This is a genomic window from Halosimplex salinum (genome assembly GCF_003730195.1).
GTDB lineage: Archaea > Halobacteriota > Halobacteria > Halobacteriales > Haloarculaceae > Halosimplex > Halosimplex salinum.
This window is the reverse complement of the sequence record NZ_QWGG01000001.1, coordinates 384709-401544: the sequence shown is the minus strand read 5'-3', so window position 1 is coordinate 401544 and position 16836 is coordinate 384709. Positions and strand designations below refer to the sequence as shown.

18 protein-coding genes are annotated in these 16836 nt (G+C 67.2%); 8 read left to right on the top strand and 10 right to left on the bottom strand.

The features are described 5' to 3' along the window. Positions 1–299 precede the first annotated feature (299 nt). The 3 genes from D1409_RS01970 (at position 300) to D1409_RS24240 (ending at position 2269) form a co-directional block, all read left to right on the top strand. On the top strand, positions 300–575 hold the full coding sequence (locus D1409_RS01970; RefSeq protein WP_235853480.1) for a DUF6176 family protein: 276 nt from the start codon (positions 300–302) through the stop codon (positions 573–575). A 685-nt stretch (positions 576–1260) separates the two neighbouring features. Beyond that, on the top strand, positions 1261–2037 hold the full coding sequence (locus tag D1409_RS01965) for a DNA-directed RNA polymerase subunit epsilon (RefSeq protein ID WP_123533507.1): 777 nt from the start codon (positions 1261–1263) through the stop codon (positions 2035–2037). Positions 2038–2119: 82 nt separating this feature from the next. Further along, positions 2120–2269, top strand: coding sequence for a DUF7557 family protein (locus D1409_RS24240; RefSeq protein ID WP_164471531.1), 150 nt, complete (start codon positions 2120–2122; stop codon positions 2267–2269). A gap of 90 nt (positions 2270–2359) precedes the next feature. Here D1409_RS24240 and D1409_RS01960 read toward each other — a convergent pair whose 3' ends face one another. Next, a complete protein-coding gene (locus D1409_RS01960) occupies positions 2360–3502 on the bottom strand; it encodes a CBS domain-containing protein (protein WP_123533505.1) in 1143 nt (380 codons plus the stop codon). Between the two features lie 459 nt (positions 3503–3961). On the opposite strand from D1409_RS01960, the gene D1409_RS01955 reads away from it, so the two are divergent. Both D1409_RS01955 and D1409_RS01950 read left to right on the top strand, forming a co-directional pair. Next, the gene (locus tag D1409_RS01955) at positions 3962–4453 is read left to right on the top strand and encodes an HTH domain-containing protein (protein ID WP_123533503.1); all 492 of its coding nucleotides are present in this window, start codon (positions 3962–3964) and stop codon (positions 4451–4453) included. 138 nt (positions 4454–4591) lie between these two features. Then, complete coding sequence (locus tag D1409_RS01950) at positions 4592–4786, top strand: hypothetical protein (RefSeq protein ID WP_123533501.1); 195 nt, start codon at positions 4592–4594, stop codon at positions 4784–4786. A gap of 11 nt (positions 4787–4797) precedes the next feature. On the opposite strand, the gene D1409_RS01945 is transcribed toward D1409_RS01950, so the two are convergent. Both D1409_RS01945 and hisF read right to left on the bottom strand, forming a co-directional pair. Then, entirely contained in the window at positions 4798–5670 is an 873-nt protein-coding gene (locus D1409_RS01945; protein WP_123533499.1) for a hypothetical protein, read from the bottom strand. Positions 5671–5673: 3 nt separating this feature from the next. Further along, the gene (gene hisF / locus D1409_RS01940; RefSeq protein WP_123533496.1) at positions 5674–6489 is read right to left on the bottom strand and encodes an imidazole glycerol phosphate synthase subunit HisF; all 816 of its coding nucleotides are present in this window, start codon (positions 6487–6489) and stop codon (positions 5674–5676) included. A 127-nt stretch (positions 6490–6616) separates the two neighbouring features. Between hisF and D1409_RS01935 the strand changes: the two genes are divergently transcribed. Both D1409_RS01935 and D1409_RS01930 read left to right on the top strand, forming a co-directional pair. Further along, the gene (locus D1409_RS01935) at positions 6617–6817 is read left to right on the top strand and encodes a DUF7550 family protein (protein ID WP_123533495.1); all 201 of its coding nucleotides are present in this window, start codon (positions 6617–6619) and stop codon (positions 6815–6817) included. Positions 6818–6898: 81 nt separating this feature from the next. Next, on the top strand, positions 6899–7285 hold the full coding sequence (locus D1409_RS01930) for a hypothetical protein (protein ID WP_123533493.1): 387 nt from the start codon (positions 6899–6901) through the stop codon (positions 7283–7285). A 102-nt stretch (positions 7286–7387) separates the two neighbouring features. Here D1409_RS01930 and purL read toward each other — a convergent pair whose 3' ends face one another. Both purL and D1409_RS01920 read right to left on the bottom strand, forming a co-directional pair. Then, positions 7388–9553, bottom strand: coding sequence for a phosphoribosylformylglycinamidine synthase subunit PurL (gene purL, locus D1409_RS01925; RefSeq protein WP_123533490.1), 2166 nt, complete (start codon positions 9551–9553; stop codon positions 7388–7390). A gap of 53 nt (positions 9554–9606) precedes the next feature. Next, positions 9607–10470, bottom strand: coding sequence for a universal stress protein (locus D1409_RS01920; RefSeq protein WP_123533488.1), 864 nt, complete (start codon positions 10468–10470; stop codon positions 9607–9609). Between the two features lie 182 nt (positions 10471–10652). Here D1409_RS01920 and D1409_RS01915 point away from each other — a divergent pair, with 182 nt between their 5' ends. Then, entirely contained in the window at positions 10653–11825 is a 1173-nt protein-coding gene (locus D1409_RS01915; protein ID WP_123533486.1) for a multicopper oxidase domain-containing protein, read from the top strand. 145 nt (positions 11826–11970) lie between these two features. On the opposite strand, the gene D1409_RS01910 is transcribed toward D1409_RS01915, so the two are convergent. The 5 genes from D1409_RS01910 to D1409_RS01890 form a co-directional block, all read right to left on the bottom strand. Continuing rightward, on the bottom strand, positions 11971–12279 hold the full coding sequence (locus D1409_RS01910; RefSeq protein WP_123533484.1) for a hypothetical protein: 309 nt from the start codon (positions 12277–12279) through the stop codon (positions 11971–11973). A 70-nt stretch (positions 12280–12349) separates the two neighbouring features. Beyond that, a complete protein-coding gene (locus D1409_RS01905; protein ID WP_123533482.1) occupies positions 12350–13195 on the bottom strand; it encodes a DUF7537 family lipoprotein in 846 nt (281 codons plus the stop codon). A gap of 87 nt (positions 13196–13282) precedes the next feature. After that, positions 13283–14251 carry a DUF4129 domain-containing protein gene (locus tag D1409_RS01900; RefSeq protein WP_235853479.1) on the bottom strand — a complete coding sequence of 323 codons (969 nt, stop codon included), beginning with the start codon at positions 14249–14251 and terminating at the stop codon, positions 13283–13285. Positions 14252–14416: 165 nt separating this feature from the next. Then, entirely contained in the window at positions 14417–14878 is a 462-nt protein-coding gene (locus D1409_RS01895; protein WP_123534787.1) for a VOC family protein, read from the bottom strand. A 57-nt stretch (positions 14879–14935) separates the two neighbouring features. Beyond that, a complete protein-coding gene (locus D1409_RS01890; protein ID WP_123533480.1) occupies positions 14936–16741 on the bottom strand; it encodes a cbb3-type cytochrome c oxidase subunit I in 1806 nt (601 codons plus the stop codon). Positions 16742–16836: the final 95 nt, after the last annotated feature.

Below are 16836 nucleotides of genomic sequence, written 5' to 3'. Positions count from 1 at the left end.
CGTAGCGAGGATATCCCGCTCAGCGCCCGCGAGCGTGTCGAGGGCTTTCGTCGCTTGCTGACGACTGCGGTCACTCCAACTCGACTTCTATTCACGACTCACTACATAGAAACAACTACTCAACGAGCATCCGTATCGAACAGGCATCGACACCTGTGGCTGCACCCACGTGAGAGACTACGTTCCACAGCCGCCCAAACGATAAGCGACCGAGGGACCTATCGCTCGAACAGAATGACCGACGTCGTGATGGTCAAACAGCGCGTGGAAGAGGGCAAAGTCGACCGCTGAAAGAGTGGATGGGTGAAGTCCGCGACCGAAGTGACGAGGTCGTCGAGACGCTCCGGGACGAGGGGATGAAAACAGAGTCGGCGCTCCTCGAACGCACCGACGACGGCCCGCATCTGGTGTACTACATGGAAGCCGAGGACATCGAGCGAGTCTGGGACCAGTTCGAGGACTCCGACCACGACATCGACGAGGAGCACAAAGAGGTCATGCGCGAAGTGCTCGAAGACGGGCAGGACGTGGGCGAGTACGAACTACTGTATCACGTCACGAATCCCGACCGGTGACCGTCCGGGCCGCTCGTTCCTTTAAGTAGTTCTCGTCACAACGGCATATGGTAAGAGGATTTCTGCGTCGTACTACGATTCGTCAGCGACGCCTACCCCACCTATACCGACGGTCGAACGATCGACGACTGAGTCGCTGGGCCGTTCGCTCCTTTAAGTGGTTCTCGTCACAACGGGGTATAGTAAGAGGAGTTCTTCGCGACATCGCGATCGATCAGCGACGCGGCCACAGTTCGCTTCGACGGCCGGCCGATAGCCGATTGCGGATGGGTCCACTGAGGCCATCGTTCCTTTAAGTAGTTCTCGTCACAAGGGGGTATAGTAAGAGGAGTTTTCTGAGATCTCGTTTTGACCAGCGACCGCTGGGTTCGGGTAGCGGCCACAGACACGACCGGCCGGCTCCCGACGGTGGCCGACGACTGGGGGGCGCTTGCTCGCGACAGGCCTTTAAGTAGTTCTCGTCACAACGGGGTATAGTAAGAGGAGTTCTGCGGCGTAGTTCGACTCCGAGCGACGCGTCCGTCGTGACTCGGTCGGGTCCCGTGGCCGCTCACAACGTCGGCCGGGGCGCTCTTTAAGTAGTTCTCGTCACAACGGGATATAGTAAGAGGGGTCGTGCGGTTCTGCGGTCAATTTCGACCGTCAGCCGGTGCTTTCTATAGTCCAGAGGGCGAAGCCCGACGAGATGAACGGGGGACGTGACGCGGCTGACGACGGGCTCCGGGCCCGAAGCGAGCCGGTCGATCCGCGAGCGGAACGGGAGGTGAGCACCCGTCCGGGAGACGGTTCACTCGGGCGAGTCGAGGCTGTCAAGGACGAGTCGTTCCGCCGGTGGGACGTGACGACGCCGAGCGCGACGCTCATCGGTCGACCGGAGCATCCAGACGAGGACGTGGGCGAGAACCTCCGGCGGCTCCACGACGAGCAACACCCGGCGATGGCCGGCCACGGCGAGCGGATGCACCGACTGGAGAAGGCGCGCATCACGCACGCCTTCTGCAATCGGCTCGGCCTGACGCCGTGGGAGCGCGACCGGGCGCTCGGTATCATGACCGACCTCGACCTGACGGTGTTCGGGAGCCAGCGGGCCATCCAGAAGGTCGCGCTCGTCGTCATCCAGCACGTCGTCGACGACGAGCGCCAGCGGATCCTCGGACTCCACGACACCGACTGGATCGCCGAGCAACCGCCGGAGTCGCTAGCGGACCTGCACGAGCGGTTCGACTCGATCAAAGACGACCCCCGCTACCGGACGCTGCTGGACATCGTCGGACTCGACGTGACGAGCGTCAACCGGCTGGACCGGACGCTCAGAGACCAGCTCGACGAACAGGACCTCCGCGGCGCGGCGTTCGGCCGGAACCCCCACCGCGACCCCAGTCTGCCGGCGTTCCGCGCCCGAGACCCGACCGAAGTGATGCAGTCGTCCGACGAGAGCGGCGCGGAGAGCGCGTCCGAGTGAGACGCCGTCGCGACCGCTCGAAGCGTGGTCCCGCTGCGCCCATCAGGTTCTTCCGGCTCGCCGTCCAATGGTACCCACCCACATGACGACCACTATCGAGATCGACGACGACCTCGCCGAGCGCATGGAGCGACACCTCGAAGACGACGAGTCGCTGGCCGAGCTCGTCGAGGAACTCGTCTCCGTGTACGAGACCGAGGGCGCCTTCCTCCAGGAAGGCTACTCGGAGTAAGTCCGGCTGTCGGTCGAGCGCACCGGGCGAGCCGCTGTCGGGAGAGAGCGAAGCGGAAAGCGCCGTGGTGGGGCGCAGTGGTCGCGAGGCTTACAGTTCGCCGAGTTTCCGGAGGAGCTGGCCGCGGTACTCCTCGTCGGCCTGCACGTCTTTGAGTTCGAGGACGTTCCGTTCCAGTTTGTCGAGCGCGACGCCGAACGCGGAGTCGGCGCCGTACCCCTCGCCGGAGCCGGCGGCCTGGCCCTTGTTGGTGCGCAGGCGGATCTGACAGCGGATCAGCGGCGTGCCGCGGAGTTTCTCCTTGTGTTCGTGGAAGCGAACGTGACAGTGCTGGACCTGCATCGCCTGGTACTTGTCGGCGACGCGCTCGATGCGCTGGCGGATGTCCTCCCGGCTGATCGTGTCGAGGAGCTTGATGTTGGTTATCTGGACGTCCATGTGCTCCTCCTCGGTGAACGTCAGCGCGCGAAGCACGTCCGTCTTGGTGAGGATGCCCTCGACGACGCTGTCGTCGCCCTCGGGGGTGACCACGAGGCCGGCGTAGTCGTGTTCGAGCATCCGCTGGACGGCGTCGCGTACGGACTCGTCGAGCGTCGTCGTCGCGACGGGACTGTTCATCTCGTCGTAGACGGGCAAGTCGAGCACGCGCTCGATGTCGCCGGCCCGCTCGCCGCGGGTGGCCTTGTCCATGTCGCGGACGACGATGTCGACGATGTCGTGACGGGTCACCATCCCCGAGAGCCGCCCGTCCTCGTCGAGGACGGGGAGCCTGGAGATGCCGTGTTCGCGGAGCAGGTTGATCGCCTGCCCGACGTTCGACTCCTCGGTGACCGTGACCACGTTGTCGGTGTAGATGTCCCGGACCGTGAGCGCGTCGAGGTTCTCGAGGACCGCTTCGAGGATCGCGTCCTCGGTGACGATCCCCCAGAGGCGGTCGGCTTCGAAGACGGGGGCGACCTTGGTTCCGCCTTCGACGAGGACGCGGGCGACCTTGCGCACGTCCGCCGTGCGCTCGACTTTCGGGGCCGACTGCATCATCGCGCTCGCCTTCGTGTTGTCTTCGATGTGAGACTGCACCAGCTGTTTCTGCGTAATGATCCCAGCGTACTCGTCGTCGTCGGTGACGATCAGACCCTTGGGGTTCTCGCGTTCGAACAGCGACCGCACTTTCCCCAGGCGTTCGTCGACGTCGACAGCGACATACTCGCTGGTGGCTATATCAGCAATATCCATCTGGATCCTCCATCTGGAAAGTTTCACGCCGAAGATAATCAATCTTGGCGCCCGATCCCACACTCTGGGGTGGCCACTGCCGCGACCGCCGGGGCCCCGACGTGACTGCTGCCTGTCGTCAGTCCCTCCGATCAGTCACTGGTATGGACCGTTTTCTCGACGGTAAACACTGTATACGACCGGCCGTCTCGACGTCGACTGCGGATTTGCCCACGCAGTACGTCCAGCGACGGGAGAGTGTCGACGACGGTGCCCGCCGACCGACTTCGACAGTAGTCGAATAATACTACGACTTTAATCGAAACCAACGATTCGCGGAAAAGTCGGAAGGCTATCCGAATGGAAGTTAACGTTCGTTCACCGAAGGCGGGGTAATAGCGCCGTGACAAACACAAACATGCATAATTCGGGAAAAACAGCAGAAGTTTTTTCATCACCCGGTGCGGTGGTTGGTGTACGATGACGGGGACACAGACGCCGCGGATCGAACTCTACGTCAGGTCGCTGTTGCCCGACGGTGCGCACAACAGGCAGGAAGCGGTGATCGAGCGACTCCAGGAACTCGACGCCGAGGACGAGATCGAGGACTTCTCGGTCATCGTCTGGGGCAAGCAGATCGCCCGGAACTCCTCGGGCGCCCGCACGGAGGAGGGCGAGTACATCCTCAATCGTGTCGCCGAGTTCAAACAGTGGGCGCTCTCGAACAACGTCTCGCTCGAATCGTTCTACCAGACTCACGAAGTCGAGAACGACGTGACCGACGAGCCGCGCACGGCGATGGTCCTGCCCGTCATGGGCCTGGCGGAGTACGACGGCGAGGAACTCCGCCACGTCGCCCCCTGTACGAAAGGCGACGAGGTCCACACGATCATGGACCGGCTCGACCGCCTGGAGCGCGGCGAGCCCACCGCCATCGAGCAGACCACCGACGTATCCATCCTCTCCGACTGACCCCGTCCCCCGTCCGGCCGCCGCATTCGTTCGCCGGTCACTCCGTTCCCGCCGTAGAGACGACCGAACCGACAGCGTCGCGACCCTGCGCCAGCAAGGCGGTTCTACTTCACTAGCGCTCCCCTCCCTCCGGAAGCAATGGCAACACGGAACGCGAGAACCTTCGGGAAGCTCAGCATCGTCTCGACGCTCGTGGACGCGGCCGTGGCATTCGCCCGCGGCCGCAGGAAGAGCGGCCTCCTGCTCGTCGTCGCGGCGGCGCTGTCCTCTCGGATCCCCGGCCTCGGAACGCTCGTCTCCGTCGCGCTCCGGGTCGCTCGCCGGATGCGCTGAGCCGCGAGCGGTCAGCAGACCAGAACGCTGACGAACACGCGGTCGTCCGGCCCCGCGTGGACGTCGACGCCGACGCGGCCACGCGGCGTCTCGTAGAACGTCTGGTCGAACCGCTCGTAGTCGTCGACCAGCGCGGTCGCGAGGGCCTCCGGCGAGTCGAACACCCCGTCGCCGGCGTCCTCGGCCGTGAGCGAGTACGCGCGCAGTGCGGTTATCTCCTCACCGCACGCTCCGTCGAGTTCGTCGAGGACGCTCTGCTCGCCGTAGCGTGTCCCACCGTCGTACACCGCTCGAAGCCGCCCCTCGTTGTAGAGCCGTGTGGCGTCGTCGAGGCTCTCGTGGCGCTCGTAGGCCTCGAATCCGGCGACGCTCCGCCGCTCGTTGAGGTCGGCGACGAACGCCGTTTCCGTCTCGGCGAGGTCGACTCCGGCGACGCTCTCGGCGCTCCCCGGCACGTCGCTCCCCATGCCCGGGAGCGTCACGACGCCGAGCAGACCGAGGACCAGCACGGCCCCGGCGACCAGTGCGACCGCCAGCCCCGCCGCGTAGCGCGCGCTCAACAGGTCGACGTAGGAGGTGCCGCTCAGTTCCTCGGCGTAGTCGGCGTCGTCCGGGACCCGCCGCTCGAGGCTGGCGTTCCCACAGCGGCTACACGGCGGCGAGTTCTTCTGGTGGACGCGACCGCACTCCGGGCACACCCACACCGGTTCGCGCTGGTGGTCGGGGTCGTCGGGCGCGACCGGCACCACCGCCTTCTCGAACTTGTGGTGCCCGCAGTTGTCACACGGCGGGTCGTTCCGGTCGTGGGGCTTGTCACACCACGCACAGCGCCACTTCGCGGACCGCGTCCGGGCGTCGTCACCGGACCCCTCTCCGTCACTCATCGCTCAGAGGCGCACGGGCACGTCGTGGTCGTCCAGGTATCGCTTCACCTCGTCGATGGAGTATTCGTCGAAGTGGAAGATAGAGGCCGCGAGCGCCGCGTCGGCGCCCGCCTCCGTGAACACCTCGTAGGCGTCCTCCGGGCCGCCACACCCCGACGAGGCGATGACGGGCGTCGAGACGGCGTCGCACACCGCCTTCGTCAGCGGGATGTCGTAGCCGTCTTTCGTCCCGTCGGCGTCGATGGAGTTGACGAACAGCTCGCCCGCCCCGCGCTCCTCGGCCTCCTCGGCCCACGACACCACGTCCACGCCCGTCCCCTCGCGTCCACCCTTGACCGTACACTCGAACCAACAGGACTCGCCGTCGACATCGACGTAGTGCTCGCCCGCCTCGTCGTAGCGGCGGCGCGCGTCGACGCTGATGACGATACACTGGTTCCCGAAGGCCCGCGCGCCGTCGGTGATCAGTTCCGGTCGCTCCAGCGCGCCCGTGTTGATCGACACCTTGTCCGCGCCCGCCCGCAGGGTCTCTTTCACGTCCTCGCGAGTGCGGATCCCGCCGCCCACCGTCAGCGGGATGAACACCTCGTCGGCGACCGCGGAGACCGTGTCGAGCATCGTCTCGCGGCCCTCGGCGGAGGCCGTGATGTCGAGGAAGACGAACTCGTCGGCCCCGGCCTGGTTGTACTTCTTGGCCATCTCCACCGGGTCCCCCGTGTACGCGAGGTCCTCGAAGTTCACTCCGGTGTAGACCGCCGCGTTCCCCTCGTCGTCGAGGTCGACGTCGATACAGGGGATGATCCGCTTCGTCAGAGCCATCTATACCTCCGTCTCGGGAGGCGAGTGGCAAAAGGTATCCGCTCTCCGCGTCGAGCGGCCCCGCAGTCGTGCTCGGACGGCGTCCGGTTCCGACACGCTAAGGTGCCCCCCGGACGGATCGGAAGCTATGAGCGACGACCACGACGACCACGGACACGAGGAGCGCCCCGACTACGACCCGACGCGCAAGGAACTCCCGTCCGGCGAGCCGCCGCTTCGCAGCACCGCGCCCCAGAGCGAGTACACGACCCGCGACGTCGGCGTCGGCTTCGCCGTCATGCTCGTCGGGGTCGCCATCGCCTTCGCCCTGCCGCTGGCGCTGGTCTGACGGAGAGTCGCGGCGGCCGGGCTCTCTCTCCCAGTGAAGTCCGACGGAAGCGTTTTTTACGACTGTCGCGTTCGAGTTGGTGTGTCTGAGACGAATCACGGGGCCCTGATCGACCGTCTGGAGGACCGGGTCGGGGACGGGCTCAAGACGGTCACCAGGTTCACCGAGGACGAGTCGGACGTCTTCTACGGCGCCGACTGGTTCGAGCGGATCGTCGCCGAGGTCGACACCCGTTCGCCGGAGAAGATGCACCGCGACGCGGTGTACCAGCTTCAGCAGGCCGACATCGGCAGCGAACTGTACGGGAGCCGGATCAAGTCCGACATCCAGGTCAACGAACACGGCACCGGCATCGCCCTCTACCCGAAATCGGACGTGGGATTCTACGTCTGGATCGACGAAGAGGCGTCCGTCGAAGTCCCCGACGTCGTCGACGACTGCCTCGACGCGCTCGAAGAATCGGCGTAGCGCGGCGTCGCGTCGGTATCCGCTCGGATAGGACGCGGGGCGACGAACCGAACCGGCAAACCGACCCGACTTCTTTCCAGAAATACGCCAGTTCAGAGCGGTCTACGCCAGTTCCCGCTCGATCACGTCGCGCAGGTCGGCGACGTCGGCGGCGCCGTACGAGAGGGCCGCGTCGTCGAGCGTCACGTCGAGCGTCCCGGAGTCGTCGGCCTCACCGAGATCGTACACCGGCGTGACGCTGTCGAACGCTTCCCGAACGCTCCGCGGATCGGTCGTCTCGATCACGACACGGCCCGCCTGTTCCCCGAACAGCAGGGCCTCGGGGCTTCCCTTGGACGGCGCGTCGAGGTCGACACTCGCGCCGGCTTCGTCGGTCACCATCTCGGCGAGCGTCACGGCGAGGCCGCCGTGGCTCACGTCGTGGGTCGCCAGCGTCGACTCGTCGTTCGCGACGTCGACGAGCGTCTCGACGAACGCGTCGGGGTCGGCCAGCGACTCGGGGAACCGGTCCGTGCCGCCGAACTGCGCGAGGAACTCCGACCCGCCGAGGCGGGCCTCGGCGTCGCCCTCCAGCGACCGAGCGCCGACGAGGAGGAGTTCGCCCTCGCCCTGCAGGGCCGCCGGCGGCGCGTCGTACCCGTCCTTGACCCCGACGAGTGCGAGCGTCGGCGTCGGCGGGATGGGACCGGTGACCGAGTCGTTGTACAGCGAGACGTTCCCGCCGACGACGGGCACGTCCAGCGTCGAGCACATCTCGGCGAGCCCGTCGACGATGCCCTTGAACCCGCCGTACACGTCGGGTTTCTCCGGGTTGCCCCCGTTGAGACAGTTGACTGCGGCGTGAGGTCGCGCGCCCTTCGCCGCGACGTTGGTCGCGTTCTCCAGCGCGACGGCGCGGGCGCCCTCGTACGGCGCCGCGTCGGTCCAGTTGGGGTCCGCGCCCGAGGAGAACGCCACGCCCGCCTCTGCTTCTCGCACGGCCATCACGGCCGCGTCGTCGCCCGGCGCCATCGCGGTTCGGACCTGCACCTCGTGGTCGTACTGCCGGTATACCCACTCCTTCGAGGCGGTGTTCGGACTGCCGACGACCGCCTCGAACGCCGCGGAGAGGTCGACGCCGTCAGGCAGGTCACGCTCCTGTTCGACCGGTTCCTCGGCGGGCAGGTCGTGGAACGGCGCGCCGTCGCCGAGGAACTCCGCGGGCGCGTCGACGACCGTCTCGCCCTCGAACGTACAGACGTAGTTCCCGGTGGTCACTTCGCCGATGACCGACGATCCCAGGTCGTAGCGGTCGGCGATCTCGTGGACGCGCTCGACGTTCTCCGGCCGGACCTCGTAGCACATCCGTTCCTGGCTCTCCGCGAGCAGGTACTCCATCGCGTTCATGTTCGGCTCGCGCTCGTGGACGTTCGTCAGTTCGATCTCCGCGCCCACACCGCCCTTGGCGACCATCTCCGACGACGCGCCGCCGAGGCCCGCCGCGCCGAGGTCGCGGGCCGACTCGATCAGGCGCTCGTCGATCAGCGCCTCGTTCGCCTCGATGAGAAGCTTCTCCGTGTATGGGTCGCCGACCTGAACGGCTGGGCGGTCCTCCGTCTCGGCGTCCTCGGCGAGGTCCTCGCTGGCGAAGGAGGCGCCGCCGAGACCGTCGCGGCCCGTCGAGTTCCCGACGAGCATCAGTTTGTTCCCCGGTTCCTGTGCCACGGCGGTGACGAGGCGGTCCGGGTCGTCGATCAGCCCGACGCAGGCGACGTTCACGAGCGGGTTGCCCTCGTAGTCCTCGTGGAAGGCGGTCGAGCCAGTCACGGTCGGGACGCCGATACAGTTCCCGTAGTGAGAGATTCCCTCGACGACGCCCTCGAAGAGATAGCGGGAGTGCTCGCGGTCGAAGTCGCCGAAGTACAGCGAGTCCGCGAGCGCGATGGGATAGGCGCCCATCGAGAGCGTGTCGCGGACGATGCCGCCGACCCCCGTCGCCGCGCCGTCGAACGGGTCGACGAACGAGGGGTGGTTGTGGCTCTCGATGCCGAGCGTGACGTACGTCTCGTCGTCCGCGTCGGCCGACGGGAGGGAGACGACGGCGGCGTCGTCGCCGGGGCCGACGACGACCTGGTCGCCCTCGTTGTCGAACGCGCCGAGGAGCGGCCACGAGGAGCGATACGCGCAGTGCTCGCTCCAGAGGTTCTCGAAGAGCGCGGCCTCGGCGCGGGTCGGTTCCCGCCCCAGCTCGTCGACCACGAGTTCGCGGTCGGCGTCGGAGAGACTCATTACCGGTCCGTCGCTCCCCGCCGGCTAAATCGCTTTCTATGCGCGCCGCGCGCTCACTCACCGGCCGCGCGTACCGAGAGGACGGGGACCGACGCCGACCGCATCAGGTTCTCGGTGACGCTCCCCAGGACCCGCCGGTCGATGCCGGTCCGTCCGTGGGTCCCGACGACGATCAGGTCGACGCCGTGTTCGTCGGCGTACTCGTTCAGCGTCTCGACCACGTCGCCCTCCTCCAGCGCCGTCTCGACGGCGACGTCACGGTTCTCCACCCGCTCTCGGGCCCACTCGAGTCGCTCCGCGAAACGACCCTCGCGGTCTTCGGCCGCCTGTTCGGAGCGCACGTCGAGCCCCAGCAGGCTCGGTTCGACCACCGAGACGGCGTGGAGCGCTGCCCCCGACGCCTCGGCGATCCCGGCCGCCTCGTCGACCGCCGCTTCGGACCCCTCGCTACCGTCGGTACCGACCAGCACGCTCTCTGGCGGGTACTCGCTGTCGCTCTCGGGCGGGACGACCAGCACCGGCGCACCGCTCGACCGGACGACCCGCTCCGTGACGCTCCCGAGGACGATCTGCTCGATGTCGCGTCCGCCCCGTGTACCCATGACGACGAGGTCGATCCCCTGGTCGTCGACGTACTCCCGGATCGTCCGCGACGGCCCGCCCTGGATCACCTCCGCCACCGTTTCGACGCCCGCCTGACGCGCCTCGGTGGCCGCCTCGTCGACGATGGTTCGCCCCTCGCCTTCGAGCACGTCCCGGACCTGCCCCTCGATGCGAGTGAGACTCGGCTGGTTCGTGTCCGCGACGTTGAGCACGTGAATCGTCGCGTCGTGCGCGTCGGCGACGGCGATAGCGACACCGAGGGCGGCGTCTGCCGCGTCGCTCCCGTCCGTCGGGAAGAGGACCGCGTCGTACATGGCTCGTTATCCGCGAGCCAGGGTGAAAAGTGCTGGCCGAACCGCCCGTGTCGAACCGCACCGCCCCCGCACTTGTTCGGGCGTCCGGGTATCACCCTACCCCCCGATGCTGTGGGCTGTTTTCACTCCCTGGGAATCCCCTTACCCCCCTTTATGCAGCTACTACCAACTCGGAAGTGAGTATGACCGACAACATCGGTGCGCCCGGAACGGATATGTCGCGTCGCGAGTTCGCCAAAGCCGCCGCCGGTACGACCGGCCTGTTCGCTCTCGCCGGCTGTCAGACCGCACAGCGCGAGAGCTCCGGCGTGACCGTCTCCGACGCCGAAGCGAGCGGGTCACCCGCGGCCCAGTCGCTGAACCCCGCGGACCTGCCGAAGACCTCGCCACCCCAGGTCGTCAACGTCGACGAACAGGGCGGGAAGGTCACCCTCTCTAGCGTCCCCTCCTACCACGAAGTCCACCCCGGCGAGACGATGGGCGGTCCCGTCGACCTGCCGGCGACGTGGGCGTTCCAGGCCGACGACCGCGAGCCCAGCGTCCCCGGTCCGATCCTCCGCACGACCGAAGGGGAGGACATGGAGGTCACGCTCGACAACACCGACGGCAAGCGGCCCCACACCGTCCACTTCCACGGCGTCAGCAAGAAGTGGGAAGACGACGGCGTCCCGACGACGACCGGCATCACCGTCCCGCCGGGCGAGAAGCACACCTACGACATCCCCGCGAACGTCCCCGGGACCCACCTGTATCACTGCCACTACCAGACCCACCGCCACATCGACATGGGGATGTACGGCTTCTTCCGCGTCGACCCGGAGGGGTACGAGGAGGCCGACGTCGAGACGTTCATGACGCTCAAGGAGTGGGACAACAACCTCAACAAGCAGATGGCCGGGATGGACGTGGACTACAGTCCCCGCGAGCGCAACCCCAACGTGTTCACCATCAACGGCAAGTCCGCCCCGCGGACGCTCCACCCCGAGGACGGCTCTCCCGTCATCGTCGAGCAGGGCGACACCGTCCGCATCCACTTCGCCAACAACGGGTACATGATGCACCCGATGCACACCCACAACCACCGCTTCGAGGTCGTCGAGAAGGACGGCTCGCAGATCCCCGAAGCGGCCCGCTACAAGGAGGACGTGCTCAACATCGCGCCGGCCGAGCGCAAGACCATCGAGTTCGAGGCCGACGCCGACCCCGGCATCTACCTCATGCACTGCCACAAGGTGTTCCACGCGATGAACGGCAACTCCTACCCCGGCGGCATGGTCGGCGGCATCGTCTACAAGGAGGCCATGGACTCCGACATCTTCGCCCAGCTCATGGACTACGCCGGCTACGAGGGCTGACCCGGTTGTAGTCGCCCGCACTCGATTCTGTTCTCCGACCCCGGCCCCGATTCACCTCGTCTCCGATCTCCGGCCCCGATTCACCTCGTCTTCGAACCCCCGGCCCCGATTCACCTCGTCGTTCGCAGCCGTTTTCGACCCGCACTCACTCCACGACGTAGGACTGTAACTCGCCGCGCGAGCGCACGTCGACGAACCGGTAGCGTCGCCCGTCGGTCAGTTCGCCGGCGAAGTCGGCGTCGTCCGCCCCCTCGATATCGTACACCTCGTCTGCCTCTCTGAGCCCGTGGTCGTGGAGTCTGTCCCGGACGTCGCCGGAGAGCGTCGACTCCGGTGGGACCTCGACGACGAACAACCGGTCGGAGAAGCTCTTGGCCGTCCAGGCGTCGGTCACGCCCTCGCGGTCGGTCAGTCGGTCCGCGAGCGTCCGCAGGTCGCCGGCTCTGTCGCTCATACCGGAGCGTTCGCCCGGCGGTCCGAAGCCGCCACCGCCGAATCGATTCGGGTCGCTGCCGCGACGGCGCTCACCCCTGCGCGACCGCTTCGTCGTACCACGACGGCCGGTCGACCGTCGTCGACCCCACCTCGCGGAACCGGACCGAGCGCCTGACGCGAACCACCGAGCCGTCGGCCCGCTCGGCGTCGTAGACGACGTGATACGATTCGACGAAGCCCGACTCGGTGACGAACGCGTGAAGCGTGGCGTTCGTGACCGCGCCGGCGTCGCTCTGGTCGTCCACGAACTCGTCGGAGCGCGTCGCTGTTCCGACGATGTGGACCAGTTCTCGGCCGTCGTCGGTCGTCCGCTCGGCGACGCTCGTCCGGAAGCTGTCGAGCGTCCGTCGGAGGTCGGCCTCCGGTCCAATGTCGAGCGCCACCGTCCCCAGCCAGAACCGCCAGGTCCCGACGTAGTCCTCTGAGGCGTCGTACCGGCTGTACTCCGTTCTGTTGTCGATCACCTGCCGGCGGAGGTACGTCTCGTCGTCGGCCCAGTACTCGGCGCGGGTCGGCGGTTCACCGATGACGACCGGCGCGTCCGGGCCCCGGACGGAGACGTCGACGTGATACCGCCGCGACGGCGAGAGTTCGAGTTCGACCGCGAGCACCGACCGGATCGACCCGTTCGGTCTGCGGACCGTCCGGTTAGAGAGCAGCGTGTACGCGTTCCCGTCGAGTGCGGCGGCGTGTGCCACCGCGAGCGCCGACGAGTCTGTCACGCCCGACGGGCCGATGCCCGGCGGGAACCCCTCGTCGGTCGGCACGGGCGCGGGCGTCACCGTCTCGGGGCCGGAGTCGGGGTCAGGCCCCGGAACGATCCCGCTACAGCCGGCGAGAACGACGAGAACGACGACGACTGCCGCGGCGCGCATACGCCGACGTTCGGTTCGTGTGCGGAAAAGGACCGCGGCGGTTCGGCGGCGGACGGACTCGACCGCCGCTCTCACGGGCCTACTCGTCTACTCGTCGCCGTAGGACTCCTCGATCGAGCGGAACACGGAGACGGCACGCTCCTCCCGATCGACGACGTCGCGCTCGCCGTAGCGGACCTCCTCGAACAGCCGCGTGAGTTCGGCCACGTCGGTCTCGTCGAGTCCGACGGCCACGGCCGCGTCGGCGAACTCCCCGGGCGTCGCCGTGTCGGGGTCGGCGACGTCGAGCAGACTGGTCATCTCCCACCACGCGCGGTACACCTCGTTGTCCACGTCGGCGTTGCGGGCTTCCAGCCGGTCCGCCACGCGACCCGCCGCGACCGCGAAGTCACGCGGGTCGACGGGGTCGCCGTCGTCGGTCGCGCGCTCTCCCTGGTCGATCTGGGTGACGGTCTGGCCGCCCGAGGCGCGGAGCAGGACGGCCGCCGTCCCGACGAGGACGACCCCGAACGCGCCGAGGATCACCTCCGGCGGCAGGTTGGTCGAGACGAGCGGGTTGCCCGCGAAGTCGCCCCCGAGGTCTCCGCCCAGCGACCCGTTCCCGACGCCCGGCCCGCCCCACGAGGGGCAGTCCGTCGAGAGGAAGTAGGAGAGCAGCGCCGGCGGCGCGATAGCGTACAGTCCGAGGAGCGACGCGCCGGCGGAGTACCGCCGCTTGATCGTCACCACGAGCGCGGCGAACGCGCCGAAGTAGACGACTCCGCCGTACCACGACGCCAGCGGCTTGATACACCGCGTCATCTCGATCGGCTCTCTCGGCTCTCCCGGCGTCCCCGGCGTCTGCGTCGGCTCCTCCGGGCCGTCGGGCGTCGGCGTCATCGATCCCCCGTCGATAGGCGGCGGGTTCGGATCGCCGTCCTGGACCGGTTCGCCCGTCTCCGACGGACCGGCGTCCACCACCGACGCGATCGTCGCCGCACCGACGGCGATCGCCGCCATCGCCACGATTCCCACCACTACCACCCGGAGGGACTTCCTCGACAGGTACTCGTCCATACCCGTGCCAATGGCTACCAATTGTAAATGTTTTTCGTGCGTATTTACCGGCTGTCAGTAGTGTTAGCCGGAATTACAGGCTCGACCGGGAGGGATTCGGCCCAGCGGTCTCCGCAGTGTATCGGAGCCGACAGTTTCCGCGACGGGAGTGGCGCGAGCGGCCGGTCACTCCGGGGCCATCCCCTTCTCGGCGAGTTCCGCGACGGCGTCGTCGGTCTTTTCGAGCCCCGAGAGGTCCATCCCCGCGAGCACGTGGTCGGTTTTCGTGAACTGCACGTCCTCGTAGGCGACGACCTGTATCCGATTCCCCCACGGGTCCCGGAAGTCGAGTCCGGGACCCTCCAACAGTTCGACGCTCTCCTCGGCGAGTCGGTCCGCAACGAGGTCGGTGTCGTCGACGACGACACCGAAGTGCCGGTGTGCGTCGCTCGACTCGCCCGCGTCGTCGGCTTCGGAGAGCGCGAGGAACTGGTCGCCCATGTCGAGGAAGACGGCGCTGTCTGTCTCGCCGCGGACGGGGAACGCGAATATCGACTCGTAGAACGCGCGCGCCTCGTCGGCGTCGCCGACGGTCAGCGCGACGTGGTTGATCCCCACCATCCGAGCGCGGTCGATGTCCTCGGCCATGGTCGGGGTTCGGTCGCCCACGCAATGAAGTGTCGGCTCCGAAGCGGTAGGCGACGGTCAGTCGTCGCCGTCGCTCTCCCCGCCGTCGGACACGTCCGACGAGGGTCGTGCGTCTTCGACACGCTCCCCGCCGTCGGTCGCCAGCGTCGTCTCCCGCTGCTGTTCGAACCACGCCCACTCGCGGCCGTGCTGGTTGGTCTCCTTCAGGTCCCACGGGTCGCCGTCCCGCACGAGCGGGCCTTCGAGCCACGACTGGACGATGTTCCAGACGAAGATCAGCTGGCCGACGGCGAGGATCAGGGCGCCGAGCGTCGCCGAGCGGTGGAGGAGCGTGAACAGCAGTTCGGGGCCGACATCCAGCGAGTAGGTCGCGTACCGGCGCGGCATGCCGGCGTAGCCGAGCAGGATCATCGGGAAGAAGGTGAGGTTGGTCCCGACCATCGTCAGCCAGAAGTGCCACTTCGCGAGCGTCCGCTGGTACATCTTGCCCGTGTAGAGCGGGAACCAGTAGTAGATCCCCGCGAAGACGGCGAACGCGATGCCGCCCATGATGACGTAGTGGAAGTGCGCGACGACGTGGTAGCTGTCGTGCAGGAGCAGGTCGACTGGGATGGACGCTTCGAACACCCCGGTCACGCCGCCGACGATGAAGTTCGCGATGAACCCGACACAGAAGAGGAAGGGGGCGGTGAGCCTGAGTCGCCCGTTCCACATCGTCGCGATCCAGTTGAACGTCTTGACCGCCGACGGGACCGCCACAGCCAGCGAGACGGCCATGAACGAGGCGCGCAGGCGCGGGTCCATCCCCGTCGCGAACATGTGGTGGGCCCAGACGCCGAAGCTCAGGACCCCGAGCGCCAGCGTGGAGTAGACGACGAACTTGAACCCGAACAGCTTCCGGCCGGTGAACTTCGGGAGGATGTAGCTGATCAGCCCCATCGGCGGGAGCACGAGGATGTACACCTCGGGGTGGCCGAAGAACCAGAACAGGTGCTGCCACAGCATCGGCCCGCCGCCCTCGCCGATCGCGTAGAACGTCGTGCCGAGGTTGCGGTCGAGCAGGAGCATGACGATAGCGCTCCCCAGCAGCGGGAAGGCGAAGACGATCTGTCCCGACTGCGTGAGCACGGTCCACGAGAAGATGTCGAGGTTCGCCCAGGTCACGTCCTCGCCGCGTTCGGTCGCGATGGTCGCGATGAAGTTGATCGCGCCCATCGTCGCCGAGACGCCGGTGAGGTGCAGGCCCAGCAGCATGAGGTCGACGCCGGCGTTGGTCTGTTCGACCGACAGCGGCGTGTACATCGTCCACGCCGTCTGGGCGGGCGCGAGACTCGGCAGGAGGAAGCCGCCCCAGATCAGCAGGGCGCCGGGGGGAAGGAGCCAGAACGCGATGGCGTTGATCCGCGGGAACGCCATGTCGTCGGCGCCGATCAGCAGCGGGACGAAGTAGTTCGAGAACGCCGCGAGCATCGGCGTCCCGAATAAAAATAGCATCGTGATGCCGTGACTGGTGAGCAGGCCGTTGTAGACGCCGCTCTCGAGGAAGTTCGAGGTCGGCGTCATCAGCTCGAAGCGCATCAGCATGACCGCGACCCCGCCCCAGGCGAACGAGAGGACGGCGAAGACGCCGTACATGAGCCCGATGTCCTTGTGGTCGACGGTGGTTAGCCAGCGAACGATCCCGCTCGGTTTGTGTGCGTGCTCCCGGTCAGTGCCGTAGGCCCCGCCGCCCGCGGCGCCGCCGCCGTCTCCGACCTGCGGCGTGTACGAGCGCCAGTCTTCGAGCCGTACGACCCAGACGAACACGCCCAGAAGGAAGACCGCTGTCAGCCCGGACAGCGTGAGCGTCGCGATATCAGCCATGTGACGGGGGATTCGACGCCCCCTCCCGTGGATGTTCGCGGGAACATATTCGGATCGCCATCTCCGACCGAGACACGGGTACCGCGGGCGCGTGC

What these genes read in the sequence shown, in the direction of transcription:
- D1409_RS01970 (WP_235853480.1), top strand. Translation starts at nt 300, where the DNA reads ATGGGTGAAGTCCGCGACCGAAGTGACGAGGTCGTCGAGACGCTCCGG.
- D1409_RS01965 (WP_123533507.1), top strand. Translation starts at nt 1,261, where the DNA reads ATGAACGGGGGACGTGACGCGGCTGACGACGGGCTCCGGGCCCGAAGC.
- D1409_RS24240 (WP_164471531.1), top strand. Translation starts at nt 2,120, where the DNA reads ATGACGACCACTATCGAGATCGACGACGACCTCGCCGAGCGCATGGAG.
- D1409_RS01960 (WP_123533505.1), bottom strand. Translation starts at nt 3,502, where the DNA reads ATGGATATTGCTGATATAGCCACCAGCGAGTATGTCGCTGTCGACGTC.
- D1409_RS01955 (WP_123533503.1), top strand. Translation starts at nt 3,962, where the DNA reads ATGACGGGGACACAGACGCCGCGGATCGAACTCTACGTCAGGTCGCTG.
- D1409_RS01950 (WP_123533501.1), top strand. Translation starts at nt 4,592, where the DNA reads ATGGCAACACGGAACGCGAGAACCTTCGGGAAGCTCAGCATCGTCTCG.
- D1409_RS01945 (WP_123533499.1), bottom strand. Translation starts at nt 5,670, where the DNA reads ATGAGTGACGGAGAGGGGTCCGGTGACGACGCCCGGACGCGGTCCGCG.
- hisF (WP_123533496.1), bottom strand. Translation starts at nt 6,489, where the DNA reads ATGGCTCTGACGAAGCGGATCATCCCCTGTATCGACGTCGACCTCGAC.
- D1409_RS01935 (WP_123533495.1), top strand. Translation starts at nt 6,617, where the DNA reads ATGAGCGACGACCACGACGACCACGGACACGAGGAGCGCCCCGACTAC.
- purL (WP_123533490.1), bottom strand. Translation starts at nt 9,553, where the DNA reads ATGAGTCTCTCCGACGCCGACCGCGAACTCGTGGTCGACGAGCTGGGG.
- D1409_RS01920 (WP_123533488.1), bottom strand. Translation starts at nt 10,470, where the DNA reads ATGTACGACGCGGTCCTCTTCCCGACGGACGGGAGCGACGCGGCAGAC.
- D1409_RS01915 (WP_123533486.1), top strand. Translation starts at nt 10,653, where the DNA reads ATGACCGACAACATCGGTGCGCCCGGAACGGATATGTCGCGTCGCGAG.
- D1409_RS01910 (WP_123533484.1), bottom strand. Translation starts at nt 12,279, where the DNA reads ATGAGCGACAGAGCCGGCGACCTGCGGACGCTCGCGGACCGACTGACC.
- D1409_RS01905 (WP_123533482.1), bottom strand. Translation starts at nt 13,195, where the DNA reads ATGCGCGCCGCGGCAGTCGTCGTCGTTCTCGTCGTTCTCGCCGGCTGT.
- D1409_RS01900 (WP_235853479.1), bottom strand. Translation starts at nt 14,251, where the DNA reads ATGGACGAGTACCTGTCGAGGAAGTCCCTCCGGGTGGTAGTGGTGGGA.
- D1409_RS01895 (WP_123534787.1), bottom strand. Translation starts at nt 14,878, where the DNA reads ATGGCCGAGGACATCGACCGCGCTCGGATGGTGGGGATCAACCACGTC.
- D1409_RS01890 (WP_123533480.1), bottom strand. Translation starts at nt 16,741, where the DNA reads ATGGCTGATATCGCGACGCTCACGCTGTCCGGGCTGACAGCGGTCTTC.